Genomic DNA, 26,451 nt, shown 5'->3' on the forward strand with positions numbered 1-26,451 from the left:
AGCCCGTCATGTTTCTCAAAGCCCTCAGCCCGGCCTTTCTGCTTTGCGCCAGCCTGCTGACGCCCGCCTTCGCTGCGTCTACCGCCCCGCTGCATCTTTTCAATGCGCCCGCACTCTCGCCCGATGGCCATCTTCTCGCGACACTGGACACGACTGAACAGCCCGGTTCCGACGCCACACCTGTGCCATCTCTCGTTTTGCGCAGCCTGCCGGGCGGCAAGGCCACAATCATCGCCCTGCCCTGCAAGGACTGCCTTCCATCCAGCCCGAGCTGGAGCCCCGACGGCACGCATCTGGCCTTTATCGTCAGACAGAAAGACACGCAGAATCGCCAGATCATGCGTGTTGAAAGCTCTGGTAGAAAACTGGAAACGCTCCTGAAGTTCACAGGGTCTTTGCAGGATCTGCGCTACGGCCCCGATGGCGAACTGGCCGTACTCGCCATCGCCAATGCCAGACGCGACCCCGGTGCGCTTCAGGCAGGGGCGCCCGAAACAGGCGAGATCGATGCGAAGGAAGACGAGCAGCGTATCGCCACGATCGAAAAAAATGCCCTGCACTGGCAATCGCCCGACGGACTCTATGTCTATGAGTACGACTGGCAGAAAAGCGCCGGCCCCGCTTTTGTCGGCACGGCAGCCGAAGGCAATGGCGACGCCCATTGGTGGCAGGCCCATCTCTCACGCTTTGCGGACGGGCAGGAGACAATTCTCTACACCCACGCATTGTCACAACAGATCGGCCTGCCTCTCGTGTCCCCTGACGGCAGAAGCGTCAGCTTCGTCGCCGGTCTGATGAGCGATTTCGGCTTTTTTGGTGGCGATGCTCTCCAGCTCGACCTCACCACGCCGGGCGCCGCCCCTGTCACCCTGACCAGAAACAGCAAAAGCACCGTCACGGGGCTGAGCTGGTGTCAGGGCCGTCTGATCGCCTCTTCCATCGCCAGCCCGAAAACGGTGCTTGAGGCGCTTGATGACAAGGCACCGCTCATGGTGAGTTCCGACGATCTGCTTTCTAATGGCGGCGGCGAGCCCCGCCTGACCTGCGCGGGCGGTCGGAGCGTCGTCATCCGCCAGAATTTCACGAAAGCACCCGAGATCTGGGCTGGCAGGATCGGTGACTGGCAGCAGGTCACCCATCTCAATGAGGGCCTGTCCGTGCCCGTAAAAGCCGAAAGCGTGAGCTGGACAAGTGACGGATTTTCCGTGCAGGGCTGGCATCTCGCCCCGCTTTCACGCCCCGCGCCCATGACCCGTGACGGCAAGGTGCCGCTCATCACCGAAATTCATGGCGGCCCGTCTTCAGCCGTCATGCCACGTTTTCTGCGCGCAAATGGCGATGCGGCCGTGCTGCTGAAAGCCGGGTATGATCTGTTCATGCCCAACCCGCGCGGCAGCTACGGTCAGGGCGAAGCCTTCACCATGGCGAACCGTCGCGATTTCGGGTACGGCGATCTGCGCGACGTGCAGCGCGGCGTCGACGCGCTTGAAAAAACAGCCCCGATCGACGAGAGCCGTCTCGGCATTACCGGCTATTCCTATGGCGGCTACATGACCATGTGGATCGTGACGCAGACAAACCGCTTCAAGGCGGCCGCCGCAGGAGGTGGCATTGCAAACTGGCAGTCCTATTATGGCCAGAACGGCATCGATGCTGGATGCCGCCTTTCTTTGGCGCCACGGTCTATGACGATCCGGCTGTCTACGCCCATTCCTCGCCGATTACCTTCATCAAGCAGGTGAAGACCCCGACCTTCATCTATGTCGGTGCCAATGACGTCGAATGTCCGCCTGCACAAAGTCTTGAATTCTATCATGCCTTGCGTGCGCTCGGAATTCCGACCAGCCTTGTGATCTATCCCGGTGAAGGGCATGGCATGAGGGGGCGTGACCATGCGATCGATGCCCAGAAGCGTATACTGCATGGTTCGATCGCTATCTTAACGGCCGCGATGCCCACCCTGCCGTGGCAAACTGAGAACGGTCTGTTACGTTTGGCTTGAGAAGTTTTGGAGTCGAGATGCATAATAAAAACCAGGCACCCTTCTCAGGCCTGCTGACCCCGATCAGACTGGCTATTCCCGGTCTCATTCTCGGTTGTGCGCTCTCGGCCTGTGCCAAGCACAGACAACGGAGGCACCGCCCCTGCCTTCGGCCATAACCCCGGCAGCCCCCGCTGCACCATCCGATCACGCTGCCTCGGCTCCCGTCGTCATTCCGCCCCTGCCGGTCGTTTCGGAGTCGGAAGCTCGACTCGAGGCCAGCCGCCTGACGGTGCAGATGAAGAAATCGGTCAAGCGCTTTACCACCTACACACCCGAGATTCGTCAACGTTTCATACGCCTCGCGCGCGCCGCCATCGCCAGCACCAATACGCCCATCGACCGCCCCCAGATCCTGATGGTGGTCGACCGCAACCCCAAGGTGCAGCGTCTCTGCTTCGTGCTGGCCATGCCCGGCAACGCGGATTGGGAAACGCTGGGCGGCACCCCGGTCTCGACCGGACAGGCGGGACGCAAATTCTACTACATCACCCCGACAGGCGTGTTCATCAACACACCCGACCGTCTGGGTTATCGGGCGCTTGGCACCAAAAACGAAAACGGCATTCGCGGTATCGGCGCCAAGGGTATGCGCGTCTGGGATATGGGCTGGCACAATGCCGTCAAGGGCTGGCGTCCTGACCGTGAGACGGGTGATATCCGCCTGGAAATCCATGCGACCGACCCCGACTTCCTCGAGCAGCGCCTTGGCCACACAGCGTCGGAAGGCTGCATTCGTATCCCTGCCACGATGAATATCTTCATGGACAAGAACGGCCTGCTTGACGTGCAATATGAGCAGGCTGCCAGCTATGACGGGCGCTTTCGCGCGCTTCTGCCCAAGGACCGCACACCTAGTCCGATTGCAGGGGATGCGCTGGTCGTCGTGGACTCAGCCGAAGCCGTGCAGGCCATATCCTCCGCCACTGTCGGGCATCAGACCCTGCCCACCCATCACGAAGGCTGATCGTCCCGGCTCAAGCCGCCCGTTCCGGCAAGGCAAGAGCAGGAAAAGCTGCCTCCAGCGATTGGGCGACGAGGCGCGTTGCGGCGGGTAGAGACCGCGCCTGATCGACGCAGAAACAGAGTTCGAACGGTCTGATCTTGCGATTGGCGAGCGGCACGAAGATGAGCGATCCCTCGCCCACCTCCTGCATCACGTCGACAGAACTCAGAATGCTGATACCGACCCCGCTCCTGACCAGTGATTTGATGGCCTCGATATCGTCCGATTCACAGACGGGGAGCCCCTCCTGAGCCGTCTCAGCGGTGAGCCACGCGATTTTCCGCGCCAGCGCCAGCGGCGCGGCTGGGGCTATCAGGGGATAGGAAACCCCCTGGCTGAACCGTACCTCGCCTTGCGCGGTCAGAGGATGGCCGGGCAGGGTGACGAACCCCAGAGGCAGGCAATTCTCGCCCTCACAGAAAGACGTGAGGACAGCACCGGATCGAAAATCAGCGCCAGCTCGCCTTGCCCCTCGATCAGCGCCGGGCCGATCTCGTGATTGGCTTTCACCAGCACGCTGAGAGTAATGCCTGGATGCTGTATGCGCAGGGCCGCGATCACGCCGGGCACCAGACCGCGCGCCATGGCCTCGGGAATGAGCAGCGTCACGTGACCCCGCCTCAACCCCTTGAGGTCGTCGATCTCGGTGCGGCACGCATCCAGTTCGCGTTGCCAGCGTCTGGTCTGCACCAGCAGCATCGCCCCCGCTGCCGTCAGCCTGAGCCCTGACGGCAGACGCTCGAAAAGGGGCGAGCCGAGTGTCTCCTCACCCAGCAATATCTGTCGATCGATCGACGACGCTGAAATTCCCAAGGCTTCGGAAGCCCGCCTGATCGACCGTGCTGTGCCACGGCCATGAAATAGCGCGAGAAACGCGAAAAAACGGGCATGAGAAGGCGCTCTCTTTTTTAGAACGGACAGTAAGGAATTTCGATATATCGTCGAACGGACAGGAAGTGAGATGTTTTTCTTGTTCCAGCATCAACCGGCGAGGCCCCATGTCAGAAACTCTCGAGCGTCCGGTACAATTGCCGCGTCAATGCAGCTTCGACGCCGCGGACTGGGCCATCCTGTCGCGCTTCTGGTATCCCATCGCCCTTTGCCGCGATATCGGCAACACACCCACCGCTGCGACCCTGCTCGACGAAACGCTGGTGATCTATCGCTCGGGTGAGGAAATCGTGGTGGCGCAGGATCTCTGCCCGCATCGCGGTGTCCCTCTCAGCATGGGGTCGGGTGACGGCGAGAGCATCGCCTGCGCCTATCACGGCTTTCGTTTCGGTCAGGCCGGGCGCTGCGTGAAGGTGCCCGCCCATCCCAACTCGGCCATACCCAACAAGCTGCATCTCAGGACCTTCCCGGTGCGGCAGCGTTATGGGCTGGTCTGGACCTGCCTCGCTGGCGAGACGCCGCATGATGTGCCCGACATGCCGCATTGGCATGACCCCGGCTATCAGCAGATCACCTGCCCCTCGATCGATATTGCCGGCTTTGCCGGGCGACAGGTCGAAGGATTTCTCGACGTCGCCCATTTTGCCTTCGTGCACACCGACACCTTTGCCGATCCCGAAAATCCGGTCGTGCCCCCTTATATGCCAAAGATGACTGCAGACGGCTTCGAGGTCGAATATCGCAGCTTTGTCGGCAATTATCCTATCGGCGTAGAGGGCCGCGCCCCGGAGGGTTTCGAGTGGCTGCGCCATTTCCGCACGTCCTTGCCTTTCACGGCAACGCTCGAAATCCATTTTCCCGATGACGGGCGGCTGGTCATCATGAACGCGGCCTCACCTGTCTCTGCCCGCAAGACACGCATGTTCGCGCCGATCTGTCGCAATTTCGATCAGGATATTCCCGTCGAGGCCGTCTATGAATTCAATCGACGCGTTTTCGAAGAAGACCGCCTTCTGGTGGAGGCGCAAAAGCCCGAATGCCTGCCCCTCGACCCCACACTCGAAGCCCATATCATGGCCGATCGCAGCTCCATCGCCTATCGCAAGGGGCTGCGCGATCTGGGTCTGAGCCGGTTCTTTATCGCCTGACACAAGCCCTACGCAGGATGCCTCCGCAAAGAACGCATGGCTCCTGCGGCGAGAGGACATAACCCCGCGCCTCGCCTCTCTTGCCTCGCCCCGTCTTGTGGCTTCCTCTGGGAACAAAGAGAGGGAGACTCGCACATCATGGGCATGACCAGAACCGAACACGATCTTCTTGGCACGCGTGAAGTCCCGAGCGAGGCCTATTACGGCATTCACACTTTGCGCGCCGTCGAGAATTTTCCCATCACCGGTCGCCGGATCAGCGCCTATCCCGAGCTCATCAATGCGCTCGCCGCTATCAAGCAGGCTGCGGCCCTCAGCAATCGCGATCTCGGGCTTCTCGATGCGTCAAAAGCGCGCGCCATCATGCTGCCTGCGAGGATGTGCGCAGCGGGCAATTGCACGACGAATTCGTTGTCGATGTCATCCAGGGTGGCGCTGGCACCTCGACCAACATGAACGCCAATGAAGTCATTGCCAATCGCGCGCTCGAACATCTGGGGCGCCGACGCGGCGACTACAGCGCGCTTCACCCCATCGATCACGTCAATATGGGCCAGAGCACGAACGACGTTTATCCCACTGCCCTGCGCATCGCCGCCATTCATGGCGTCAACCACCTGACCGACGCCATGACCGTGCTCCGCAAGGCGTTCATTGCCAAAGCGCGGGAATTCCATGACATCCTCAAAATGGGCCGCACCCAGCTTCAGGATGCCGTCCCCATGACGCTGGGGCAGGAATTCCAGACCTATGCCGTCATGCTCGACGAAGATCAAAAACGCCTGAACGAGGCCATTCTTCTGATCAGCGAGATCAATCTGGGCGGCACCGCCATCGGCACACGCATCGCCAGCCACCCGGATTTTGCCACAACGGTCTGCGCCCATCTCAACCAGATCACTAATCTCCACCTCCTGACTGCCAGCGACCTCATCGAAGCCACTCAGGATTGCGGCGCCTTCGTTCAGGTTTCCGGCGTGCTCAAACGCTTCGCCGTCAAGCTGTCGAAAATCTGCAACGATCTGCGCCTGCTCTCCTCAGGGCCACGCGCCGGGCTGAACGAGATCAACCTGCCCCCCATGCAGTCGGGCTCTTCGATCATGCCGGGCAAGATCAACCCCGTCATTCCCGAAGTCGTCAATCAGGTCGCCTTCGAAGTGATCGGCAATGATCTGACCGTTACCATGGCAGCCGAGGCCGGTCAGCTTCAGCTCAACGCGTTCGAGCCGATCATTGCCCACAGCCTGTTCAAGAGCCTGACCCATCTCCACGCCGCCTGCCTGACCCTCGAATCACGCTGCATTCGCGGCATCACCGCGAATACCGCCCAGCTCGAAGCCATGGTGACGCATTCCATCGGCCTCGTGACCGTTCTCAACCCCTATATCGGCTACGAAACCGCCACCGCTATCGCGCTCGAAGCCCATCGCACCGGACGCGGCGTGATCGAAATCGTGCGTGAACGCCAACTCGTGCCGGAAGAAACGCTCGGTAAGATCCTCTCTCCCGAAGGTCTCTGTCATTTGCACAAGGCGGAGCCACTCTGAGGGAAGGCTTTTCAGGACGAGGAATTCATCAGGCTCTGCCCTGAAACCCGCCAAAAGGCCATCGCCCTTTGGATACCCGTTTTTATATGGATGGACGGGGCACATCGCTTTTCGGTGGCGCGGCAGCGCCTGGCGAGGCCTCGTTCAGTCGAGCGACTCCTCAGGCTTCTCGCTCCAGGCCGCCTGAACGCCCGGAATACGCATCAGAGCGGTAACGACCTCGTCAGGCGTCTTGATGCCGTGCACATGCAGGGTGATGAGCAGCTTTTCACTCTCGGCCTGACGCTCCTGCGAGACGTGACCGAGCGTAAAGCCGAGCTTGGTCAGGGTGGTGCTGACGAGTTCGGTGAATTCCACGCTCGAATCACCACGCACACTGATCTTGAACCGTGACGCGGGGCGCGCGGCATCTTCAGCAGCCAGCCAGGGGTAAGAAACATGGTCGCGAGATACCCGACGGTCGTCAGCAGGGCCACGATGGTCATACCCGCACCGCAGGCCATGCCTATGGCTGCAGTGAGCCAGACCGAAGCAGCGGTCGTCAGGCCGCGCACGGTGTCACGCCGCATGAAAATGACACCGCCGCCGATAAAACCGAGACCTGAGACGATCTGGGCGGCTACGCGTGACGGATCGACCACAACGCGGTCCGGCACCAGTACATCGTCGAAGCCGTATTTGGAGATCAGCATGAAGAGTGCAGCGGAGACCCCGACGAGCGTATAGGTGCGAAAACCTGCTGCTTTCTGTCGATATTCGCGTTCAAGACCGACCAGAGCGGACAGGAAAAAAGCGAACCCCAGCTCCTGAAGCTGAAGCAGCCCCTCACCGGGAATATGCGCGAACAGACCCACCGCGTGCATGACAGCCTCCCCTCGAAACAACGCCCTTGCGGACACGAAGATGAATATTGCGCACGGATGACGACCGCAACAGCCTCTTGGCTTGCTCGAATCGTCCGCGGCCATGATAGAGGGACGCTGTGACTATGATCGATACATCCAAACAATCCGTGGCCGATGACGGCCTTACCGCGCTGCTGCGCCGCTCGCCTCCGGCCAACCCCGAGGCCGAACGCGCTTTGCTGGGCGCGCTCCTGACCAATAACAAGGCCTATGAGCGCGTCTCCGACTTTCTGGTGGCGGCGCATTTTGCCGACCCGCTGCATGGGCGTATCTTCGAGGCGATCGCCCGGCGTATCGACCGGGGCATGCTGGCCGACCCCATCACCATGCGCGCTGAATTCGAGCATTCGGGGCTTCTGGATGAAGTCGGTGGTCCGCAATATCTGGGCCAGTTGCTCATGGCGATGGTCGGCATCGTCAATGCAGGCGATTACGGACGCGCTATCCATGATGCCTGGATCAGACGCCAGCTGATAGAGATCGGTGAATCGGTCGTCAATAATGCCTATGGCGCCCGCGCCGATCTGGAAGGCGGCGACCAGATTGCGGCAGCGGAAGAAACCCTGTTCAAACTGGCCACAGACAAGGGTCAGGATGGCGGGTTCGTGACCTTCGAGCGCGCCTTGACCGGGGCCCTGCAGGTGGCCGAGCAGGCCTTTCAGCGCACGGGCGATGTCAGCGGCCTGACCTCGGGCCTACGCGATTTCGACAAGAAAACGGGCGGCCTGCATCCATCGGATCTGCTGATCCTCGCGGGACGACCCGCCATGGGAAAGACAGCGCTTGCAACCAAGATAGCGTTCTCGGCGGCGCAGGCTCTGATGCGCGAAGCGGAAGACAAAGGTACGAAGCCGCGCGGCGCCGTGGCCATCTTCTCGCTCGAAATGTCGTCTGAGCAGCTCGCAACGCGTATCCTGTCGGAGCAATCCGAAGTTTCGGGTGAAAAAATCCGTCGCGGCGATATCGGCCAGCGCGAATTCGACCGCTTCGTGCGTGTCTCTCGCGAATTGTCGGAGCTGCCGCTGCATATCGACGATACCCCCGCCATTTCGCTCTCAGCCATGCGTACGCGTTGCCGCCGACTGGCACGCACCAAGGGACTGAGCCTTGTGGTGGTCGATTATCTCCAGCTCATGCGCCCCGCCATCGGCACCAAGCCCGAAAGCCGCGTGCTCGAAATCTCGATGATCACCCAGGGGCTCAAGGCCATTGCCAAGGAGCTTTCGGTGCCGGTCATTGCGCTGTCCCAGCTCTCCCGTCAGGTGGAATCGCGTGAGGACAAACGCCCGATGCTCTCGGATCTGCGTGAATCCGGCTCGATCGAGCAGGACGCCGACGCCGTGATGTTCGTCTATCGCGACGAATATTATTTGCAACAGCGCATGCCCAAAGATAGTGCTTATGAGAGCATGGATAAATATCAGGTCGCCATGGAAGAATGGCAGCGCAAGATGGCGCTCGTGCATAACAAGGCCGAGCTGATTCTGGAAAAACAGCGTCACGGACCGACCGGCACCGTCTCGCTTTTCTTCGAAGGCGAATTCACCCGCTTCGGCGATCTGGATACCGTCCACGACGTTTGATCGACGCGGAGGTACTTTTTATCTGGAGTGCCTCCATCAGCTAAGGAGCCGCGAAACAGCTTCTGTAGCCTGACTATCGGAGGCCGCCAGAATACAGGAACGCCTTGTGGCTTTTGCTTGAGATAACCCGTTTCAAAACGTCAAGGTGACGGGCGCAGTGTCCGACTATGCAGTTGTTACGGAAGAAGACACAGACTCGTTCCTGGAAAGTTCCACTTCAGGGCAAGCCCTGTGGCGCGGATTCAGTGAGTTCGATCTGCTCCGTCTCCAAAATCGCATCCGCGTTGTCCATAAGCGGCTCGACATAGGCAATATAGGACTCCATTTTTGCCAGCCGACTGGCAAACTCTCCCAGTCCCCCACAGAAATGCACCAGACCCGATCGAGGAATATCGGCAAAAGCCGCAGGGGGCCAATTCACGATATAGGCTGCAATTGCATCGTCATCGATCAGATCGAGAGAAATGAGCGCATAATTGAAAACAGACTGATCGTAGGAATAACTGTTCTTGTAGTGAAACCGATTTAGGCTTCCCTTTACCTTCGCCATGAAGCGAACCACTTTTTCGAATGCTTCAGTCGAGGAGAAGCCGAAAAAACCTGAATTGATGGGCAGGATCGTCTGACCAGCGATTTTCTCGTCACGTCTCATGAAATCGCTGATGAACCACCCTCCCTCAGAAGCATTTTTCACGCGAAATTCGATATTTACACAAATTTTCTCGCTTTCGAGAGTTCTCTCTACCATTTCTATGAGAGATTTATTGCATATGATATCAGAATCAGAATAATAGACTAGATTATAATCTCTCAATCTATCCAGAACAAATAGACTATACCTAAAAAAGAAGATGTCAGTGTATCCGAATACGTCACAATTTACGAAACTGATAATCCGTTCCAGCCCTGTCAGATCAAGATCGCGAGCAGGTTCATCGATATCCGTGAAAATCACGATAGAAAAACTTACGCCAGAGTTCCGAATGACTGACTTGGCGCATAGAACTGCCGATAACAGCACGTCACGCCGCTCAAAGGCGCAGTAGTAAACCACTGGATTGAAATGGGTGGCGCGATCCATGGCAAGATTGTCGCGCATGAGAAAATTCTCGGCAACGCTCAGAGAAAGATCGTCGTTTCTCTCAAGACAATAACTTTCTTCATCGAGATGAAGCCTGAAGCGCTGAAACGAGATCTGTTGAATTGGACGACCATTGACCGTCACACCGTGCCGCAGGATGCAGCGCAGATAGTGCAGTAACGAAGAAGAGAGGAGGAAAAATCGCTCCCATATCTCTCGACGAAAGGTCGTAAAAAGAGACCCGTCAGGCGCTGCGGATATATACTCACTGTTATATCCGATCGATAAAAAGCGCTCCCCCTCGGTCAGGAGGCCTTGTTGCGGCTGACTCGCTCTTTCACAGTGAACACTCCTGAAGCCCGCACGCAGCCTATAGGCGCACCCATCATGCATGAAGAGAGCTCTCTCCTTATCGAAGAGAAGAGCTTCCTGCTCATGAATCTCTGTAACTTCAACGAATATTGGCGCACCGCATTGAAGGACCAACACCTTTCCGTGCGCATCCATGACAAAAAAAGGTCCGGGATCTTTCCTTTGATCGGACATTCTAATGCACTTTCGACGAAAAATTGGGGTCTGTTTGCCTTTTAACGGCGTCTCTTTCTGATCTGAAAGCCATATTCTCACAGTTGTCAATCGTGCATCCCAGAAACACACTGGAATTACAGACGAAACATAAACGAGAACATATTCGTTGAATATCAATCGTCGCGCAACTTGCCGTCGACGAGGAAAGCATTGCTCTCCGCCTCACCAACGCCAGCGAATGCCTCCTGTGAACGCTGCTGAACCGGGTGGGGCACCCAGACGGGTATTCCGATGACCGGCGAAAAAGTTGGCTGTTAGATCGAGTCCCGCAATGCCTGTAACAGGCATTGCAAACGTGGTAGTAACACCGTGCTCCATTGCGATGGGGGACGAGTCAGTAATTTCAACCGTAATCGGGCCGATCCGGCGTAGGATTGATTGCATGGACGGCTTGGAGAACGGCTGAGGTAGAGCCTAGCTGTAATACTCAGATCGAATCCTCTGCCTACGGGCAAGAGCGCCGCGGTGATGAGAGCGCTCGCTCTGTCACTCGACTGGTATCGAGTTTTTGACATGACGGCTCGCGCACTCGGCATGAAATAACCCGTGTCAGCCGCCATAGCCTCACTGTGCACTGCACCGACACACATAGCCCATACAAGAATTGCTTTTTTATTGATTATTTCTTCAAGCATAACGTGAATTCTACACTTGAATAAGTCAAAAAGGGCGTCAACTTTCGTGACGCCCTGTTACGGTCAGAATTCAGCGGTGTTGGGGTTGGGGCCGGTGCGGCCATTCGCATCATCGAGTGTCTCGATGCGCTTCATGTCTTCCTCATCGAGACGGAAATCGAACACATCGAGATTTTCGTCGATCCGCTTCTGATGAACCGATTTCGGGATGACTATATTCCCGAGTTCGAGATGCCAGCGCAATGTGACCTGCCCCGCGTCTTGCCGTGTTTTTTCGCTATACTGGTAATGATCTCGCCATCGAAGCCGGCGCCGCGGGCCAAGGGGCTCCAGGCCTCAGTACGAATATCGAGCGATTCATTGAAAGCGCGGACATCCTTCTGCTGGAAGGAGGGGTGCAGCTCGATCTGGTTGAGCACCGGCTTGACCCCGGTTTCCTCGATCAGCTGGGTCAGATGCTCGGGCTGGAAATTACACACGCCGATCGAGCGGATACGCCCGTCATTCTTGAGCTTGATGAGCGCCTTCCAGCTTTCGACCGCAAGGCCCGTTTTCGGCATGGGCCAATGAAGCAAATAAAGATCGACCACGTCGCGACGCAGCTTGCGGGCACTTTCATCGAAGGCGCGCATGGCATTGTCATAGCCGAGATCATTCGCCCAAAGCTTGGTTACGGCATAGAGATCGGGAAAATCCTGCAACGCGTCTCCCACGCCGCTCTCATTGCCGTAAAATGCGGCCGTATCGACCATCTGATAGCCAGCCTTGGCCGCATAACGCACGATCTCCGCCGTTTCATCGGCGGGGGTCTTGTAAACGCCAAGCCCGAATTGCGGGATGCGCGTGCCATCATTGAGCGTGAGATGAACCTGCTGGCCATCAGCGCGCATCGTCGCGGAAGAAAGCCCTGAGGAAGAATCGGTGCGAGACATGAGGATCTCCTTACTGTCGCCTTGGCGCGGTATTTTTCAGTCAGTCTAGCGGTCTGACCCGCGCCGGGTTGCAACACGAAACCGAAACACGGTCATCAACGCGTGAACACAGAGGCGCGAAACAGGGGCTTCTGCGGTAAAAACTCTTCGCGCTCCCGGTTCTTGAGCGTGAGACTCTGTGTTAGGAACGAGGTGTCATGATCGCAGCACCAGAAACCCAGTCTCACGCCCCGTCCGACCCCACGGATGCGCCCCTCATTCTGGCGCTGCCGAAAGGCCGCATTCTCAAGGCGCTCGGTCCCGTGCTCGAACGCACCGGGCTGTTCAAGGATGGCAGCGCCATCGGCGAAGGCACGCGCAGCCTGCGATTTCCGACGCTTGACCCCAATGTCGATGTGGTACGCGTGCGCTCTTTCGATGTGGCGACCTTCGTCGCCCATGGGGGCGCCCAGATCGGCGTCTGCGGCGCCGATGTACTGATGGAATTTGACTATCCCGATATCTATGCGCCGCTCGATCTGGGTATAGGTGGCTGCCGTATCTCCCTTGCCCGACCTGTCGGCATGGGCGCGCATGACACGAATGCCGCGAGCTCGCATATTCGCGTCGCCACCAAATATCCGACCATCACGCGGCGCCATTTTGCCGCGAAGGGCGTCAATGCCGAAATCGTGCATCTGCATGGCGCGATGGAACTGGCACCGACACTCGACATGGCGAGCGTGATTGTCGATCTGGTCGATACAGGCTCGACGCTCAAGGCCAATGGCCTGCGCGAGACCGATGTCATCGCCCATGTCACGAGCCGCCTTATCGTCAATCGCGTTGCCCTGAAGACCCGGCCCGATGCCATTCGTGCCTGATCGAGCGCTTTCGCAACGCCCTGCAGGAGAATGCCGCATGAAATGGCTCCAAAGCAGCGACACTGATTTCGAGACCCGCCTCGGCAGCCTTCTAGCCGATCGCAGCGCGGTCGAAACCAGTGTCAGCACCCCTGTTCGCGATATTATCGCCACCATACGTGCTCAGGGTGACGCGGCGCTTTGCGATTACACCGCCCGTTTCGATCGGCTGAATCTCACTTCGGACACCATCCGTATTGCCGAAGCCGAGATTGCTCAGGAAGCTGACAAGGTCGATGCCGAGCTGATGGAGGCCCTGACCCTCGCCGCCACACGTATCGAGTCCTTTCATCGGGCACAGATGCCGTCTGACCTCTCCTACACGGATGACGCCGGTCTGACGCTGGGCATGCGCTGGACATCGCTCGATGCGGTCGGGCTGTACGTGCCCGGCGGCAAGGCCGCCTATCCTTCGTCTGTTCTGATGAATGCCCTGCCCGCCCGTGTGGCCGGTGTCGAGCGAATCGCCATGTGCGTGCCCTGCCCCGATGGTGTGCTCAACCCGCTGGTGCTTGCGGCGGCTCGTGTCTGCGGCGTGAGTGAGATCTATCGTGTCGGTGGCGCCCAGGCGGTGGCCGCCCTCGCCTATGGCACGGCAAGCATTCCACCCGTCGATCGGATCGTCGGGCCGGGCAATGCCTATGTGGCCGAGGCCAAGCGTCAGGTCTTCGGTCATGTTGGCATCGACTCGATTGCAGGCCCGTCCGAGGTCGTCATCGTGGCCGATAACAAAAACGAGCCGCGCTTTGTCGCGCTCGATCTTCTGGCTCAGGCCGAGCATGACGAACTCGCCCAGGCCGTGCTGATCACAGATGATTCCGCCTTTGCCAAAACCATTGTCGAGGCGCTCGAAAACGAGCTTCTGACCCTGCCGCGCGCCGCCATCGCCGGGAAATCCTGGGCTGATCACGGCGCGGTCGTGATCGTGCGCGACTGGGCTGAGGCCGCGCAGATCGCCAATCGCTTTGCCTCCGAGCATCTGGAAGTGATGCTCGACGACGCGCAAGGCTTTGCTACGCAGATCCGTCACGCAGGCGCCATGTTCCTCGGGCGCAACTGCCCCGAGGCCGTGGGCGATTATGTGGGTGGGCCGAACCATGTTCTGCCTACCAGCCGCACGGCACGTTTTGCTTCTGGCCTCTCGGTATTCGACTTCCTCAAGCGCACGACCTCCATCGCCACTGACGCCAATGGCCTGCGCGCCGTCGGCCCCGCCGGTGTCGCGCTTGCCCGTGCCGAAGGACTGGGGGCCCATGCACTCAGCCTTTCGGCGCGACTCGATGCGCTGGGATGGAATCAGAGCTAATCCGGCCCTTTTCATCCCGGTAAATGACCAAGAAACTTGACGTAACGCCCCGCAGCCAGCACATACGCGGCAGAATTTTCATGCCCGGGGCTGGCACGGCCCCTTTTTCTGGCCTGTTCCAGCTTCAATCTCGACAAGGACCCCAATGTCAAAAGAAGACATGATCGAATTCAGCGGCACTGTTACCGAGCTGCTGCCCAATGCCATGTTCCGCGTGACCCTCGACAACGAACACACCATTCTCGCCCATACCAGCGGCAAGATGCGCAAGAACCGCATCCGCGTTCTGGCCGGTGACCGCGTCAATGTCGAAATGACGCCGTACGACCTGTCCAAGGGCCGCATTACCTTCCGCTTCAAGTAAGAGCGTTTTCATGACGGACGGCATACGGCCGGAGCTGATCCTCGCCTCGGCATCCCCCCGGCGTCGATCTTCTGCGCCAGATCGGACTCGTCCCCGATCGCATCGTTGCTGCCGATCTCGATGAATCGCCGCGCCAGAACGAGACGCCGCGCCTCTGCGTCGCACGTCTGGCCCGATCGAAAGCCGAAACGGTTGCCACCCGGACAGGCGAACCGGCGCTGATCCTCGCCGCCGATACGCTCGTTGCCGTGGGGCGACGAATACTGCCCAAGGCTGAAAATCGTGCGACGGCAGAACGTTGCCTGCGCCTGCTCTCGGGCCGGCGTCATACCGTATTGACCGCGGTTTGCGTCATGCCGAGCGCCTCCTGGGCCGAGGGGCGTCGGGTCGAGCGTCTGGTAGAAACCGACGTGACCTTTTCCCGTCTGACCGATTCCCAGATTGCTGCCCTGCTCGATCAGGGTGACTGGCAAGGCAAGGCTGGCGGCTATGCGCTTCAGGGTGCGGCTGCGTCAGTCATACGCTATGTGGGTGGCAGCCCTTCGGCTGTAATCGGCCTGCCCCTTTTCGAAACCGCCCAGATGCTGCGCGGCCAGTCCTTCCGCTTCCTGGCATGAGAGAATGCCGCATCGCCTGGTCACCGGGCGAGGCACGCATTGCGGTCTGCGATGGCGATGATCTGATCGATTTTGCCTCTGGCGGCCCGGCATGCCCGATGGCTATGGCGACACGCATCTGGTCAGGGTGCAGAAGGCCGCGCCAGCACTTGGCGGGGCCTTTGTCACGCTTGCTGATCACAGCACCGGCTTTCTGACAGGCACACACCAGGATGGCGCACTGATCGCTGCCCGCGTGACGCGCAGCGCCCAGAATGGCAAGGGGCTGCGCCTCAAGCCTCTCCCCAATGTATCTCCTGAAGGCGAGGCCCCACAGCTCATGGCGCGCGGCCCGACACCGCTCGAAGACATCGCCATGCGCTACCCGGATCTTGCGTTATGCTGCGACGATCCAACGCTCATGGCGCTTATACCGGCGGCGCTGAGGCCGCGTATCGAGCGTGTTCCTCAGGCCTTCGACACGGTGCTCGAAGCCTGTTGCGACGAGCTTGCCACGCCGCAGGCAACGCTGCCAAACGGACTGCGCGCCACAATCACCCCGACACCTGCCCTGACCGCGATCGATCTGGACGACCCTGCCCCCGATCAGCGCCGCCAGATGGATGGCTTCACCGCCAATCGCAACGCCTTTCCGGCTCTGGCGCGCGAAATACGCCTGCGTAATCTGAGCGGGGCCATTCTGCTGGATCCGGCGGGAGTGCCGTTGCGCAAACGCCCGGCACTCGGCGGCTTTCTCGCCGACGCCTTGGTCGATGACCCAATGCAGCCCAGGATGCTCGGAGCCACATCCCTCGGCCTGCTCGAAGTCGTGCGTGTCAGGGGACGCGCGCCGCTCCATGAGACGCTCTCAAGCCCCGGCGGCCGCGGTCTCTCTGCGCTGAGGCAAATCTTGCGTGACAGGAGCGACAAGAGGGCTGGCGGCAGCCCTGTACTCCGGGCTTCACTGGCCGTCGTTCGCGCTCTGGAGAGCGACCACGACGCGCTGGCACAATTCGCTCTGTGCTGGGGTGCAACGCTGACCCTGACAATGATGCCCGATTACCCGGATGCCTATTGGAGCTTCACACCATGAGCCTCTGCCCCATCTGCAAGCGCTCTACGGAGACAGCGTTTCGCCCGTTCTGCAGCAAGCGCTGCGCCGATATCGATCTCGGGCGCTGGTTCAACGAGAGCTACAGCGTGCCATCAGTGTCGGAAGAGGATGAGGAAAAAAACGTCTTTCCCCCGCTTGATCAGCATGACGGGTTAGAGTAAACCCCCTCTCACACCGCATGGTGACGGTGCCCAAGTAGCTCAGTTGGTAGAGCATGCGACTGAAAATCGCAGTGTCACTGGTTCGATCCCGGTCTTGGGCACCATTTTCCCTGAAAATCTGTTTTCTTACTTGGCCGCAATGGCTCTGCGAGCGAACCCTTTTGATATTTCAGGCCCAATGGGCCTGAAACAGTCGTAATCGGCAAAACAGCGGCGTTCAGCTCGTCCAGGGCATGAATCCCATTTTCCCGAAACGGTTCTCATCCGGGTCAGCCTTCATGAAAAAAAGGATTATGCCACCGATGAAGGGAACGAGCGAAATAAGCGCTACCCAGCCAGACCAACCGCAATCATGGCAACGTCTGACAGAGGCGGAGATCGTCGCTATCAGAAGAAAAAGGTCGATGATCACCTGGATGGCGCACAGACTGGACTGGATGATCTGATCATTGAACAGATGCGCATTGTAATAGATAACCCGCGCCCAAGCAGGCATAAATAGCCAGCATGCGATGATAAAGATCGCGTAATCTGCCCTTGAAGTACGTCCCTGAAACTGAAACGCCTGTTTCAGCCCCATCCAGATGGCGTCCATATTTTTATTCCTTATTCCTTCTTTTGTGCTTTTTAGGGCAGAAAAGAAGAATTGGAACGGCACTATTACGCGACAAAGTTATACGGAAATAAAAAGCTCTTCCCTGACCTTAATATCAGCCGGGAAGAGCCTGTTTGCCTCAGGCCAGCAGACCGCCATCCACGGCCAGGGCCGATCCGGTGATGTAGCTCGAGCGCTCATTGACCAGAAACGACACCACATTGACGATGTCCTCGATCTCGCCATAGGCGCCAGTCGCGACAAAGCTTGCGAGCACCTTCGCCGCCTCAGTATCCGACGGATTCATGGCGGTATTCACGGGTCCCGGTTCGACAACATTGATGGTGATGCCACGATCGCCGAGATCGCGCGCCACGCCCTGAGCGAAGCCGCGCAGAGCCGCCTTGGTGCTGGAATAGAGCGACAGACCAGGCAAAGGCGCACGCCCACCGAATGACGAGCCCATGAGAATGATGCGCCCACCGCGCTGCATATGCTTGACGGCATGCATGGTCTCGATCATCGGACCACGCACATTGAGATTGAGCCCGGCTTCAATAATCTCCGGCGTGATGTCGTCGATCGTACCCTTGGGATACATGCCGGCATTACACACCAGCACATCCAGACGGCCAAAAACGCGGATTGTTTCCGCAACGATTTTCTCATTCCCTTCGACAGTGCTGCCATCGGCATGCACGGCCAGCACACGGCGCCCGAGCGCCTCGACTTGCCTGATCGTATCCTGTGCGCTCGCTGCATCACGAGGATAGGAAAAGGCGATATCATAGCCTTCGCTGGCAAGCTGGCGGGCGATACCGGAGCCGATACCGCGGCTGGCACCGGTTACGAGAGCAACTTTTGCAGTCATCAATCTGTTTCCCTGTTCTGAAAAATGGCAAGAAAGGCGTTCAGCCCGAGATATTTGAGAGCGTCGGTCACGAGGATAAATTCGAGCATCGCTCAGGCCTGCAACAGGCGACAGGAGCGATCGAGAGCGCGGCAATTTCTGCAGAAATCCCTGAGCATCTTTCGCTTCTGAGCCGCAGAGAGGCGAATTCTGCCCCGTTCGAGCCTGCCAATCTGCTCGCGCCATATGCGATACAGAAGCCGGATATCCTTGCGGCGCTCCGTCGTCGGACACGTCTTGACGACATTTCCGGTGCGGGATGCGGGGATATGGTTCTGCATGGCAGGCTCCTGTTCGGAATAAAACACCTGTCCTTTTCGGACAGGCAGAGAATGCGCAGACAGAAGCCGCCTGCGTTATCTCAGGATTCCGAAAAACTTGCCTTATTTTCTCATGATGCGATGGCGGGACCATGATGAATCAGGAAACAACCGCGCAGCTCAGAGAGGTTCAGGCACTCGTCCGTCTTCACTGCCCACGCAAAAGCACGAAGACCGCCATCGACTATCTGACGCTCTATCACTCCGACACGACCACCGACCCGCTACTGGTGGTCTATCAGCCGCGCATCTACCTCATCATCCAGGGTGCAAAGACCATATGCATCCACAAGCGCAGCTTCGATTACGATCAGAATCACTATCTGGTCGCCACGGTCGATCTGCCGCTTTCGGGCCGTATTACCCGTGCCTCGCCGGATGAACCCTATCTCGCGGCCTGCATCGCCTTCGACCCTGCTGAAATTGCCGAGATCATTACACAGACCCACGCCGATCCGGGGCTTAAGACACCGCTGCGCGCCAGTCTCGGCCTCAGTCCGGTCACGCCCGACCTGCTGGACGTGCTGCGCCGTCTGCTCCTTGCCCTCGATCACGAGCAGGACAGGGATTTTCTGGCGCCGATGCTCAAACGGGAAATGATCTATCGCGCCCTCCAAGGCGACCAGCGCCATGTGCTGCACGAAATTGCCGATCAGAAGAGCGATGCGTCGCGAATCAATCGCGCTCTGGCCTCATTACGCGCTAATTTCATGGAAGAAGCCGAGATGACGCATCTACCGCGCCTGGCCGGAATGAGCCAATCGACCTTTTATCGCAAATTTCAGGACATAACCGGTCTCTCCCCCGTGCAGTATCGCAAGCGCCTGCGGCTTCAGGAAGCCCGCCGCCTGATGCTGAGCGAAGACAGGCTTGCTGCCGATGCAGGATTTGCTGTGGGCTATGAAAGCCCGTCGCAATTCACGCGTGAATACAAGACGATTTTTGGCCTGCCACCTCATCAGGACGTCAAACGCATTCGCACAATCGGCGTCGAGCGCTACCGGGAATTGAACGAGGATGTCTGGATCTGAGAGAGGCATGAGGGCAGGATGCACTGCGTTACACGATCATCCGGGCCAGCTTCTTGGCCGGGGCATGTTTTGAGCGCAGGCTGGCCGGAAAAAGACCGAGGTATCGTTATGCGTATTCTGGCCCTTTGCGGCATGATTCTCACCCTGACCGCATGTTCTCATCCCCACCCGCCGGCAGATGAGAGTCGTTCCGGATTGCTTCGCCCCGTTTCGTCAACAGGCAGCGCCCCGTCGAAAAACACCCCCTCTTTCGACCACAAACCTCATGGCCACATGTATATGGGCACGGGTATGGGCGCCTCGCCTCTCTGAACCGCCATCAGACTAATCCGCTTCCAATAGCGCCTGCGCTGCCCGTTCGTACCTTTCTCTTCCAGAAGGGCAAGCAAGCAGATCAGGGTCTGAGCCGGGTGGCTCCGCGTGAGGTCTGCGACCTTATTTGATTGCGTCGAGCACGCCTGAAACGGTCAGGATCTGCGGCAGAACGACGCCCTCCTTGCGAGGCGCATAATAGACGTAGAGCGGCACGCCGTCGCGTCCATGCGCGCGCAGATAAGCGCTGATGGATTCATCGCGATTGGTCCAGTCGCCCTTCATATAGGTGATGCCCTGTGCCTCGAACGCCTTCTGTACGGGTGCTGCTTGCAGGGCCACGCGCTCATTGACCATGCAGGTGATGCACCAGGCCGCCGTCATGTCGATGAAAACAGGTTTGCCCTCTTCACGCAGTTTGGCGAGACGCTCGGGTGAATAGGCCACGCTGCCCCTCTCTGCCTTCGCTTCTGCCGGTGCGCTGGCAGCAATCCCGTTATCGATACGCGCCAGACCGATCCCAGCAAGAACCAGCACGACCACGGCCAGCACACGCCCTACGATCACGCCCGGCGTGGCGCCCTTGAGCATGGCCTGTCGCTGAGTCGTGCCGAACAGCCAGGCCACGAGACCAAGCGCCACCGCGCCGCCCAACCCGACAGGCAGGATCATCGCCCCGCGCTGCACGCAGGCCACCCAGAACAGCCAGACAGCCGTGGCCAGAAGCGGGAATGCCAGAGCCTGTTTCAACACAGCCATCCACGCGCCGGGTTTGGGCATATGGCGCGCCAGGAAAGGAATGGTGCAATCGCCACATAGGGCGAGGCCAGACCGAACCCCATGGCCAGAAACAGGGCGAGCCCTGCCCAGGCCGGGCCGCTGAGCGCCGCCGCAATCGCAGCCCCCATGAAGGGGGCTGTGCAGGGCGTGGCCACAATCACGGCCAGCAGCCCCGTCAGCATGTCACCCCAGATGCCATGGCGCGGTGTGACATCCTGACCGATACGCCCCAGCGTCACCTCGAAAACACCAAGAAGATTGAGCGCCATCATGACCAGCAGCCAGGCGACACCGACCACGAAAATCGGCGACTGGAACTGAAAGCCCCAGCCAGCAGCGGAGCCGACGCTGCGCAGCACAATCATGGCCAAACCAAGCGCGGCGAAGCTGCCCATCACCCCGGTCGTATAGGCAAGAGCGCTTCTGATCTGCTCATGGCGATGGCTGCCACCCAGACGCGCAAGCGAAAATGCCTTCATGGCCAGAACGGGGAAGACGCAAGGCATCAGGTTGAGAATGAGCCCGCCAAGAAACGCAAAAATCAGCAGACGCCACAAGGCTGCCTGAGCAGGCGCAGGCGGCACCGCCTCGGCCGGCGTGGCTGAAGCCTGCGCCGTCTTGATCCAGAGCGCGGTCTGCTGACCGGCTTGATCCTGCAACACCACAATCCCGGCCAGCGAGGCGCTGATGCGCCGCATCGATCCAGTTGAGCTTGAGCGTCAGACTACCCTCGCTCACCGCCAGTTTCTGCGGCGCCACCTGATCGATCACCCCGGTCTCTGACGGCATGAACCACGCGCGTTCGATGCTCGCCGGAGAAAGCCCCTTGCCGCTCAGACTCAGCACCCCGTCAGAGGCAACAGATGCTGCAAAGGGGGACGGCACAGGGCTGGCCTGAGAGGCATGAACGAAAAGCGGCCCCTCTGCAGAGCTATTGGCTGCGCTCTTGCCTGCGGGCAGAGAGAGCGTGAAATCGCCCTGCTCGGGCACACAGGTGGCCGCACAGACCAGCCATTCGGCATGGGCCTTGAGTGTGATCGGGCCTTCCTGCCCTTCAAGCTTCAGTGCCTGAGGCAGCAGCACATCGCCCGTATAGGCGTAAGACATCAGCCCGCCTTCGCTGATGCGCACGGGGGTCGGGAAATCGATCGTCTCGCTCTGCCCCGTCATGGCGCCACTGGCAGTGACCTTAAGCGTCGGCGGCTCACCGGCATCCCCTGCATTGAGCCAGTAGGTGTGCCAACCTGGCTTGAGCTGAAGACGCAGCCCGACATGAAGCGTCGCCCCCGCCGCCACGCTGTCGCGATCGGTCACCAGAGTCGCCGTATCATGCTGGAAATGACCGGCTCGCTGGAAGCGGCGAAAGCCGGTGCGTTGCCCGAAGCGAACAGGAACACCGACAGGGACAGGACTAGAAAAGACAACTTACGCAGCATCGGACCGATCGCATCGTTGGAAGAGAATTGCCGACCGCCCCAGGGACGCGCCATAGAGGTCATTATGACCGGTCCCGTATTGCCCGCCAATCTCATTTCGCTTCCCGTTCTTCCTGTCTCGGCCGCCCTGCCGGAATTGCAGGACGTGCTGGCCTCTGGCCGCAATGCGGTGCTTGTCGCGCCACCAGGCGCAGGCAAGACGACTTTGGTGCCGCTTCATCTTTTACAAGCCCCCTGGCGTGAAGACGGACGGCTTCTCGTGGTCGAACCGCGACGCGTGGCGGTGCGCGGCGCCGCCCATCGCATGGCGTCGCTGCTGGGGGAGGAAACCGGCAGAACGGTTGGCTATCGTACCCGCACGGACTCTGCGGTCAGCGCCGCCACACGTATCGAGGTCGTGACCGAAGGGCTTTTGCTGCGCCGCCTGCTGACCGACCCGCTTCTCGAAGGCGTGGCCGCCATCCTGTTCGACGAAGTGCATGAACGCTCGCTCGACCTCGATACGGCGCTGGCTTTCGCGCTCGATCTGCAACGCACGCTGAGGCCTGAACTGCGTCTTGTCGCCATGTCCGCCACGACCGATGGGCGCGCTTTCACCGCCCTGCTCGATGGCGCACTCGTCGAGAGCGAGGGCCGCGCCTTTCCTCTCGATATCCGCCATGCCAAACGTGATATCGCCGCCTTGCGTGAACTGCCTGAAGCCATGGCACGCAGCATTCGCGGCCTCATGGCCGAAGAAGAAGGCGATCTTCTGGCCTTTCTGCCGGGCGTTGCCGAAATCAGACGCTGCGCCGCCGCCCTTGCTGGATTGGATGCGCTGATCCTCCCGCTCTATGGCGAACTGGATACGAAAGAGCAGGATCTGGCACTCAAACCGGCGGACAGACGTAAGGTAGTGCTGGCCACCTCCATCGCCGAGACGTCGCTTACCGTGCCCGGCGTGCGTCTGGTTGTCGATGGTGGTTTCCGACGCGAGCCGCGTCTTGATGTCGGCTCGGGGCTGTCGCGTCTGGAAACGCTGCGCGTCTCTCGCGCTACCGCCACTCAGCGCGCGGGTCGCGCCGGACGTGAAGCGCCGGGCATCGCCCTGCGTCTATGGACCGAAGCGACAGGGCGCTCCATGATTCAGCATGATCTGCCTGAAATCCTGAGTAGCGATCTTGCCGGGCATTGCCTCGATGCCGCCTCATGGCACGAGATCATGGGTACGGCACCCGATGCCCTGGCTCTGCTCGATGCCCCGCCTTCGGGCGCAAGGCAGGCCGCCATCGCCCTGTTGCAAACCCTTGGTGCTCTCGACAAGGCGGGCAGGGTCACGCCGCTCGGCACTGCCATGGCGCGTCTGGGTGCGCAGCCCCGTCTGGCCGCCATGATGTGCGCGGCCAAAACGCCGATCGAAAAAGCCACCGCCGCCGCCCTCGCCGCCCTTCTGGAAGAGCGCGATCCGCTGCGCCCCCGGCCCGTGCCGGGGCAGCGCGCGCCTGTGACGCCCGCCGATATCCAGTCGCGCCTCGCACTGATCGAGGGGGCAGAGCACCACCCCGGCGCCGACAGGGCCAGTATTGCGCGCATTCGCCAGTCGAGCCAGCGCTATCAGAAGCGCCTCGGGCTCTCCCAGCGCCTTCCCCCCGACCCGCATTGTGCCGCAGCCCTGCTCGCTGCCGGGTTCCCCGATCGTGTGGCCATGGCCGCTGGCGAGACAGGGCGCTATCGTCTGGCTGGCGGCGGGTCTGCGAGGCTGAGCGCCATCGACCCGCTGGCCCGCGAAAAGTTTCTGGTCGCGCCTGCCCTGCACACACGCACCGCTACCGAAATCTGTCTGGCCGCCCCTCTCGACCTCAACTCCCTGCCCCCGACCCTGCTCGCCAGAACCGAAGAGCAGGTCGAGACGGCACTCGACAGCGCGACGGGTAGCGTCATCGCCCGCCGCAGGCTGCGCCTCGGGACACTTGTGCTGCGCGATCGCTCGACCCCAGCCGACCCTGAAGAAATCCAGGCACTGCTTCTCTCCCGCATTCGCACCGATCTGTCAGGCAGCCTCAACTGGAGCGAAGGGTGTGAGCAATTCCGCGCCCGGCTGGCTCTGGCACGCACCCATCTGGATGAGACTCTGCCCGCTGCCGATGACGAAACCCTTGCGGCTACGCTGGAGGAATGGCTGCTGCCTTATATCGATGACATGAACAGACTCTCGCAGATCCAGGGTCTCGATATGCTTTCTCTGCTTCGCCAGAGGCTCGATTATGCAGTTGAAGCGCCTCGATCAGGAGCTGCCGATCAGCCTCACCCTGCCCGGTGCCTCTCCCTCCATCGATTATCGTGAGCCGATCCCAACCATTTCGGCACGAGCCCAGGCTTTCTATGGCCTGAAGGAAACGCCGCTGATCGCCAATGGCAAGGTGAAGCTGCAATTCGCGCTGCTTTCACCGGCAGGAAGACCACAGGCCATCACCGCCGATATCGCGTCTTTCTGGCAGACAGGCTGGCCTGATATGCGACGCGATATGCGCGGCCGTTACCCCCGTCATGACTGGCCCGAAAACCCGGCCCTGGCGAGCCCGCCTCCCTCGAGGCGACGTCCCGATCGCTGATCGATGAAACGAAACACTCCGATGAAACAAAATCACACCAAAAGGTGAAGAAGGCGTATCTCGTGGCAAAACGCCGGTTTTGCAATGCTCCACTCGGCGATAGGTAATCGAGGCATCTTTCAGCACGAAAACTTGTCTTTCGAATCGCAAGATTCTCTCCCACTTCTTTCGGAGCCGAATTGAGCTTTCCGATCGGGATGAGAAACGACCATGACTCTGGCCGCCCCCTTGCCTTCCACACCTCTCGCCAGCCCCGCCCCCTCAGCCTCGGGACAAAGGCGGGTCTTTATCGCCTCCTGCGTGGCGGGACTGGCCGGGGTGCTGTTCGGCTATGATCAGGGCATCATCTCAGCCGCCCTCCTGACGCTGGGCGACAGTTTTCCGCTCGACACATTTGGCAAGCAGGCCATCGCTGCCGGTATGGTCGCCGGTGCCCTGCTCGGCTGCATGGGGGCCGGGCCGCTTTCGGACCGATGGGGCAGACGCCTTCTTGTAGGTCTCGCAGGGGCGCTGTTCCTGCTGGGCTCTATAGGCTCGGCTATGGCCATGTCGCCGACCGGGCTCACCTTCATGCGTGTGATCCTGGGTCTTGCCGTTGGCGGGGCAAGCCAGATCGTGCCGGTCTATATCGCCGAACTGGCCCCGGCGGCGCGGCGCGGAAGGCTGGTGCTACTGTTTCAGCTCGCCATTGTCGGCGGTGTGCTGGTGTCGTCGCTCATCGGTTGGGCGCTGAGCGGCAGCCCGTTTCTGATCCGCCTGCTCAGCCAAGGCGGCGACTGGCGCATGATGTTCCTGCTGGGCGCCATTCCGGCGCTGATGTTGCTGATCGGTCTGATCTTTCTGCCCGAAAGCCCGCGTTTTCTGGCCTCGAAAGGCAGAAAAGAAGAAGCCCTTGCCATTTTGCGCAGCCTGCGCGGCCCGGATGAAGATCCTGAGGCCGAAATGGCCGAAATCCACGATGCTGCCGGGCAGCGCGGCAGCTGGCGCCTGCTCTTTTCAGAACGCCTGCGTCCCGCCCTCATTGCCGGAACCGGGCTTGCGATGTTCAGCCAGGTGACGGGCACCAATGCCGTGCTCACCTATGCGCCGACTATTCTCGCTGGCGCCGGTTTCGACCGTAACTCGGCCCTGCTGATTTCGATCGCTATCGGCGTAACGATTACGGTTGCGACCATTTTCGGCTTTTGGGCGGTCGATCACTGGGGTCGCCGTCGCCTCATGCTGCGCGTCCTTCCCGGCTCCATTCTCGCCCTGATCGTGCTGGCTTTTGTCTTTTTCGGCGGCGATCCACAGGGCATCGGCAAGAGCCTCGCCGTGGCCGGGCTACTGCTCTACGTGCTCTGCACGCTGGGCAGCATCAATGCCTCGCTCTGGCTGGTCGGCGCCGAGGTCTTTCCGCTTTCAGTACGCGGCAAGGGGATGGGGCTCGTCACGGTCTCGCACTGGTCTTTCGACCTGCTGATCTCGATGATTACACTCTCGATCATCGAGACCATGGGCGTTTCAGGCACCTTCATTCTTTTCGCCGGGCTCACGACCCTCGCCTGGCTGTTCATCCGCCGCTGCATTCCCGAGACGAAAGGCCGGTCGCTCGAAGACATCGAGCGTAGCCTGAACACGGGTGACTTCCTGTCGCACTCCTGATGGTCTGTATCGTGAAACCCGCAAACGCAGCG

27 protein-coding genes, 1 tRNA gene and 3 pseudogenes are annotated in these 26,451 nt (G+C 60.0%); 18 read left to right on the forward strand and 13 right to left on the reverse strand.

What is annotated here, in order from left to right; all coding sequences use genetic code 11:
* Nucleotides 1–8: 8 nt before the first annotated feature.
* The 3 genes from JCM25414_RS26160 (at nt 9) to JCM25414_RS20580 (ending at nt 3,008) form a co-directional block, all read left to right on the forward strand.
* Nucleotides 9–1,742: a S9 family peptidase gene (locus JCM25414_RS26160; RefSeq protein ID WP_051535903.1), complete on the forward strand. Its 1,734-nt coding sequence runs from the start codon at nt 9–11 to the stop codon at nt 1,740–1,742.
* A complete protein-coding gene (locus tag JCM25414_RS26165) occupies nt 1,658–2,002 on the forward strand; it encodes an alpha/beta hydrolase family protein (protein WP_148301106.1) in 345 nt (114 codons plus the stop codon). The genes JCM25414_RS26160 and JCM25414_RS26165 overlap by 85 nt, the downstream gene beginning before the upstream one ends.
* A 94-nt stretch (nt 2,003–2,096) precedes the next feature.
* Nucleotides 2,097–3,008 carry a L,D-transpeptidase gene (locus JCM25414_RS20580; protein ID WP_199897648.1) on the forward strand — a complete coding sequence of 304 codons (912 nt, stop codon included), beginning with the start codon at nt 2,097–2,099 and terminating at the stop codon, nt 3,006–3,008.
* A 10-nt stretch (nt 3,009–3,018) separates the two neighbouring features.
* Here the strand turns inward: JCM25414_RS20580 and JCM25414_RS26805 are convergent, their stop codons facing one another.
* Both JCM25414_RS26805 and JCM25414_RS26810 read right to left on the reverse strand, forming a co-directional pair.
* A complete protein-coding gene (locus tag JCM25414_RS26805; protein ID WP_369346092.1) occupies nt 3,019–3,447 on the reverse strand; it encodes a LysR substrate-binding domain-containing protein in 429 nt (142 codons plus the stop codon).
* Nucleotides 3,408–3,860 carry a LysR family transcriptional regulator gene (locus JCM25414_RS26810; protein WP_369346090.1) on the reverse strand — a complete coding sequence of 151 codons (453 nt, stop codon included), beginning with the start codon at nt 3,858–3,860 and terminating at the stop codon, nt 3,408–3,410. Before JCM25414_RS26810 ends, JCM25414_RS26805 begins: the two co-directional genes overlap by 40 nt.
* Before the next feature lie 185 nt (nt 3,861–4,045).
* Between JCM25414_RS26810 and JCM25414_RS13835 the strand changes: the two genes are divergently transcribed.
* From JCM25414_RS13835 to JCM25414_RS20590, 3 genes are all read left to right on the forward strand, one after another.
* Complete coding sequence (locus JCM25414_RS13835) at nt 4,046–5,086, forward strand: aromatic ring-hydroxylating oxygenase subunit alpha (RefSeq protein ID WP_025842018.1); 1,041 nt, start codon at nt 4,046–4,048, stop codon at nt 5,084–5,086.
* Between the two features lie 138 nt (nt 5,087–5,224).
* The gene (locus JCM25414_RS27125; RefSeq protein ID WP_242403599.1) at nt 5,225–5,542 is read left to right on the forward strand and encodes a lyase family protein; all 318 of its coding nucleotides are present in this window, start codon (nt 5,225–5,227) and stop codon (nt 5,540–5,542) included.
* Complete coding sequence (locus JCM25414_RS20590; RefSeq protein WP_242403600.1) at nt 5,467–6,633, forward strand: aspartate ammonia-lyase; 1,167 nt, start codon at nt 5,467–5,469, stop codon at nt 6,631–6,633. Before JCM25414_RS27125 ends, JCM25414_RS20590 begins: the two co-directional genes overlap by 76 nt.
* A 144-nt stretch (nt 6,634–6,777) precedes the next feature.
* On the opposite strand, the gene JCM25414_RS22615 is transcribed toward JCM25414_RS20590, so the two are convergent.
* Together JCM25414_RS22615 and JCM25414_RS20595 are read right to left on the reverse strand one after the other, a co-directional pair.
* Nucleotides 6,778–6,990: a hypothetical protein gene (locus JCM25414_RS22615; RefSeq protein WP_081775951.1), complete on the reverse strand. Its 213-nt coding sequence runs from the start codon at nt 6,988–6,990 to the stop codon at nt 6,778–6,780.
* Nucleotides 6,957–7,496 (reverse strand): MgtC/SapB family protein, encoded by a 540-nt coding sequence (locus JCM25414_RS20595; RefSeq protein WP_081775952.1) that lies wholly within the window; start codon nt 7,494–7,496, stop codon nt 6,957–6,959. Before JCM25414_RS20595 ends, JCM25414_RS22615 begins: the two co-directional genes overlap by 34 nt.
* A 125-nt stretch (nt 7,497–7,621) precedes the next feature.
* Between JCM25414_RS20595 and JCM25414_RS13850 the strand changes: the two genes are divergently transcribed.
* Entirely contained in the window at nt 7,622–9,121 is a 1,500-nt protein-coding gene (locus JCM25414_RS13850) for a replicative DNA helicase (protein WP_025842019.1), read from the forward strand.
* A gap of 217 nt (nt 9,122–9,338) precedes the next feature.
* On the opposite strand, the gene JCM25414_RS23115 is transcribed toward JCM25414_RS13850, so the two are convergent.
* The 3 genes from JCM25414_RS23115 to JCM25414_RS20600 form a co-directional block, all read right to left on the reverse strand.
* Nucleotides 9,339–10,748 carry a glycosyltransferase family protein gene (locus JCM25414_RS23115; protein ID WP_148301107.1) on the reverse strand — a complete coding sequence of 470 codons (1,410 nt, stop codon included), beginning with the start codon at nt 10,746–10,748 and terminating at the stop codon, nt 9,339–9,341.
* Nucleotides 10,749–11,488: 740 nt separating this feature from the next.
* Nucleotides 11,489–11,668 (reverse strand): aldo/keto reductase, encoded by a 180-nt coding sequence (locus JCM25414_RS26170; protein ID WP_277911334.1) that lies wholly within the window; start codon nt 11,666–11,668, stop codon nt 11,489–11,491.
* Nucleotides 11,638–12,357, reverse strand: coding sequence for an aldo/keto reductase (locus JCM25414_RS20600; protein WP_277911335.1), 720 nt, complete (start codon nt 12,355–12,357; stop codon nt 11,638–11,640). The genes JCM25414_RS26170 and JCM25414_RS20600 overlap by 31 nt, the downstream gene beginning before the upstream one ends.
* 197 nt (nt 12,358–12,554) lie before the next feature.
* On the opposite strand from JCM25414_RS20600, the pseudogene hisG reads away from it, so the two are divergent.
* From hisG to JCM25414_RS13905, 7 genes and pseudogenes are all read left to right on the forward strand, one after another.
* Nucleotides 12,555–13,261: pseudogene (gene hisG / locus JCM25414_RS20605) on the forward strand (ATP phosphoribosyltransferase).
* The gene (hisD, locus tag JCM25414_RS13880) at nt 13,258–14,565 is read left to right on the forward strand and encodes a histidinol dehydrogenase (protein ID WP_025842023.1); all 1,308 of its coding nucleotides are present in this window, start codon (nt 13,258–13,260) and stop codon (nt 14,563–14,565) included. The pseudogene hisG and the gene hisD overlap by 4 nt, the downstream one beginning before the upstream one ends.
* Nucleotides 14,566–14,710: 145 nt before the next feature.
* Complete coding sequence (gene infA / locus JCM25414_RS13885; protein WP_023979930.1) at nt 14,711–14,929, forward strand: translation initiation factor IF-1; 219 nt, start codon at nt 14,711–14,713, stop codon at nt 14,927–14,929.
* Nucleotides 14,930–14,939: 10 nt separating this feature from the next.
* Nucleotides 14,940–15,546: pseudogene (locus JCM25414_RS20610) on the forward strand (Maf family protein).
* Nucleotides 15,547–15,637: 91 nt separating this feature from the next.
* Nucleotides 15,638–16,618 (forward strand): ribonuclease E/G, encoded by a 981-nt coding sequence (locus JCM25414_RS20615; protein WP_242403602.1) that lies wholly within the window; start codon nt 15,638–15,640, stop codon nt 16,616–16,618.
* Nucleotides 16,615–16,800 carry a DNA gyrase inhibitor YacG gene (locus JCM25414_RS13900; RefSeq protein ID WP_025842024.1) on the forward strand — a complete coding sequence of 62 codons (186 nt, stop codon included), beginning with the start codon at nt 16,615–16,617 and terminating at the stop codon, nt 16,798–16,800. Before JCM25414_RS20615 ends, JCM25414_RS13900 begins: the two co-directional genes overlap by 4 nt.
* 28 nt (nt 16,801–16,828) lie before the next feature.
* Nucleotides 16,829–16,904 (forward strand) — tRNA-Phe (locus JCM25414_RS13905).
* 113 nt (nt 16,905–17,017) lie between these two features.
* Here the strand turns inward: JCM25414_RS13905 and JCM25414_RS21970 are convergent.
* The 3 genes from JCM25414_RS21970 to JCM25414_RS13925 form a co-directional block, all read right to left on the reverse strand.
* Complete coding sequence (locus JCM25414_RS21970; RefSeq protein ID WP_148301108.1) at nt 17,018–17,458, reverse strand: DUF805 domain-containing protein; 441 nt, start codon at nt 17,456–17,458, stop codon at nt 17,018–17,020.
* Nucleotides 17,459–17,534: 76 nt separating this feature from the next.
* Nucleotides 17,535–18,266 (reverse strand): SDR family NAD(P)-dependent oxidoreductase, encoded by a 732-nt coding sequence (locus JCM25414_RS13915; RefSeq protein ID WP_025842026.1) that lies wholly within the window; start codon nt 18,264–18,266, stop codon nt 17,535–17,537.
* Between the two features lie 92 nt (nt 18,267–18,358).
* The gene (locus tag JCM25414_RS13925; protein ID WP_148301109.1) at nt 18,359–18,586 is read right to left on the reverse strand and encodes a hypothetical protein; all 228 of its coding nucleotides are present in this window, start codon (nt 18,584–18,586) and stop codon (nt 18,359–18,361) included.
* 131 nt (nt 18,587–18,717) lie between these two features.
* On the opposite strand from JCM25414_RS13925, the gene JCM25414_RS13930 reads away from it, so the two are divergent.
* Nucleotides 18,718–19,656, forward strand: coding sequence for an AraC family transcriptional regulator (locus tag JCM25414_RS13930; RefSeq protein ID WP_025842028.1), 939 nt, complete (start codon nt 18,718–18,720; stop codon nt 19,654–19,656).
* Between the two features lie 108 nt (nt 19,657–19,764).
* Nucleotides 19,765–19,968, forward strand: a complete 204-nt coding sequence (locus tag JCM25414_RS13935; protein ID WP_025842029.1) for a hypothetical protein — start codon at nt 19,765–19,767, stop codon at nt 19,966–19,968.
* 123 nt (nt 19,969–20,091) lie between these two features.
* Here JCM25414_RS13935 and JCM25414_RS26175 read toward each other — a convergent pair whose 3' ends face one another.
* Genes JCM25414_RS26175 through JCM25414_RS26185 form a run of 3 tightly spaced genes read right to left on the reverse strand, consistent with a single transcriptional unit; the run spans nt 20,092 to nt 22,062 of the window.
* The gene (locus tag JCM25414_RS26175) at nt 20,092–20,727 is read right to left on the reverse strand and encodes a thioredoxin family protein (protein WP_277911337.1); all 636 of its coding nucleotides are present in this window, start codon (nt 20,725–20,727) and stop codon (nt 20,092–20,094) included.
* The gene (locus JCM25414_RS26180) at nt 20,715–21,254 is read right to left on the reverse strand and encodes a cytochrome c biogenesis protein CcdA (RefSeq protein WP_456303459.1); all 540 of its coding nucleotides are present in this window, start codon (nt 21,252–21,254) and stop codon (nt 20,715–20,717) included. The genes JCM25414_RS26175 and JCM25414_RS26180 overlap by 13 nt, the downstream gene beginning before the upstream one ends.
* Complete coding sequence (locus JCM25414_RS26185; RefSeq protein ID WP_277911340.1) at nt 21,181–22,062, reverse strand: protein-disulfide reductase DsbD domain-containing protein; 882 nt, start codon at nt 22,060–22,062, stop codon at nt 21,181–21,183. Before JCM25414_RS26185 ends, JCM25414_RS26180 begins: the two co-directional genes overlap by 74 nt.
* Nucleotides 22,063–22,248: 186 nt before the next feature.
* Between JCM25414_RS26185 and hrpB the strand changes: the two are divergent.
* Both hrpB and JCM25414_RS13950 read left to right on the forward strand, forming a co-directional pair.
* Nucleotides 22,249–24,775: pseudogene (hrpB, locus tag JCM25414_RS20635) on the forward strand (ATP-dependent helicase HrpB).
* A gap of 210 nt (nt 24,776–24,985) precedes the next feature.
* A complete protein-coding gene (locus JCM25414_RS13950) occupies nt 24,986–26,419 on the forward strand; it encodes a sugar porter family MFS transporter (protein ID WP_025842030.1) in 1,434 nt (477 codons plus the stop codon).
* Nucleotides 26,420–26,451 lie beyond the last annotated feature (32 nt).

Origin of the sequence: Asaia platycodi JCM 25414 (assembly GCF_000614545.1) — a bacterium.
Lineage (GTDB): Bacteria > Pseudomonadota > Alphaproteobacteria > Acetobacterales > Acetobacteraceae > Asaia > Asaia platycodi.

What these genes read in the sequence shown, in the direction of transcription:
- JCM25414_RS13950 (WP_025842030.1), top strand. Translation starts at nt 24,986, where the DNA reads ATGACTCTGGCCGCCCCCTTGCCTTCCACACCTCTCGCCAGCCCCGCC.
- JCM25414_RS27125 (WP_242403599.1), top strand. Translation starts at nt 5,225, where the DNA reads ATGGGCATGACCAGAACCGAACACGATCTTCTTGGCACGCGTGAAGTC.
- JCM25414_RS13915 (WP_025842026.1), bottom strand. Translation starts at nt 18,266, where the DNA reads ATGACTGCAAAAGTTGCTCTCGTAACCGGTGCCAGCCGCGGTATCGGC.
- JCM25414_RS26180 (WP_456303459.1), bottom strand. Translation starts at nt 21,254, where the DNA reads ATGCCTTGCGTCTTCCCCGTTCTGGCCATGAAGGCATTTTCGCTTGCG.
- hisD (WP_025842023.1), top strand. Translation starts at nt 13,258, where the DNA reads ATGAAATGGCTCCAAAGCAGCGACACTGATTTCGAGACCCGCCTCGGC.
- JCM25414_RS13850 (WP_025842019.1), top strand. Translation starts at nt 7,622, where the DNA reads ATGATCGATACATCCAAACAATCCGTGGCCGATGACGGCCTTACCGCG.
- JCM25414_RS23115 (WP_148301107.1), bottom strand. Translation starts at nt 10,748, where the DNA reads ATGTCCGATCAAAGGAAAGATCCCGGACCTTTTTTTGTCATGGATGCG.
- JCM25414_RS20615 (WP_242403602.1), top strand. Translation starts at nt 15,638, where the DNA reads ATGCCCGATGGCTATGGCGACACGCATCTGGTCAGGGTGCAGAAGGCC.
- JCM25414_RS26175 (WP_277911337.1), bottom strand. Translation starts at nt 20,727, where the DNA reads ATGGCTGTGTTGAAACAGGCTCTGGCATTCCCGCTTCTGGCCACGGCT.
- infA (WP_023979930.1), top strand. Translation starts at nt 14,711, where the DNA reads ATGTCAAAAGAAGACATGATCGAATTCAGCGGCACTGTTACCGAGCTG.
- JCM25414_RS26165 (WP_148301106.1), top strand. Translation starts at nt 1,658, where the DNA reads ATGCCGCCTTTCTTTGGCGCCACGGTCTATGACGATCCGGCTGTCTAC.
- JCM25414_RS20595 (WP_081775952.1), bottom strand. Translation starts at nt 7,496, where the DNA reads ATGCACGCGGTGGGTCTGTTCGCGCATATTCCCGGTGAGGGGCTGCTT.
- JCM25414_RS13935 (WP_025842029.1), top strand. Translation starts at nt 19,765, where the DNA reads ATGCGTATTCTGGCCCTTTGCGGCATGATTCTCACCCTGACCGCATGT.
- JCM25414_RS13900 (WP_025842024.1), top strand. Translation starts at nt 16,615, where the DNA reads ATGAGCCTCTGCCCCATCTGCAAGCGCTCTACGGAGACAGCGTTTCGC.
- JCM25414_RS26160 (WP_051535903.1), top strand. Translation starts at nt 9, where the DNA reads ATGTTTCTCAAAGCCCTCAGCCCGGCCTTTCTGCTTTGCGCCAGCCTG.
- JCM25414_RS13925 (WP_148301109.1), bottom strand. Translation starts at nt 18,586, where the DNA reads ATGCAGAACCATATCCCCGCATCCCGCACCGGAAATGTCGTCAAGACG.
- JCM25414_RS20600 (WP_277911335.1), bottom strand. Translation starts at nt 12,357, where the DNA reads ATGTCTCGCACCGATTCTTCCTCAGGGCTTTCTTCCGCGACGATGCGC.
- JCM25414_RS13835 (WP_025842018.1), top strand. Translation starts at nt 4,046, where the DNA reads ATGTCAGAAACTCTCGAGCGTCCGGTACAATTGCCGCGTCAATGCAGC.
- JCM25414_RS13930 (WP_025842028.1), top strand. Translation starts at nt 18,718, where the DNA reads ATGATGAATCAGGAAACAACCGCGCAGCTCAGAGAGGTTCAGGCACTC.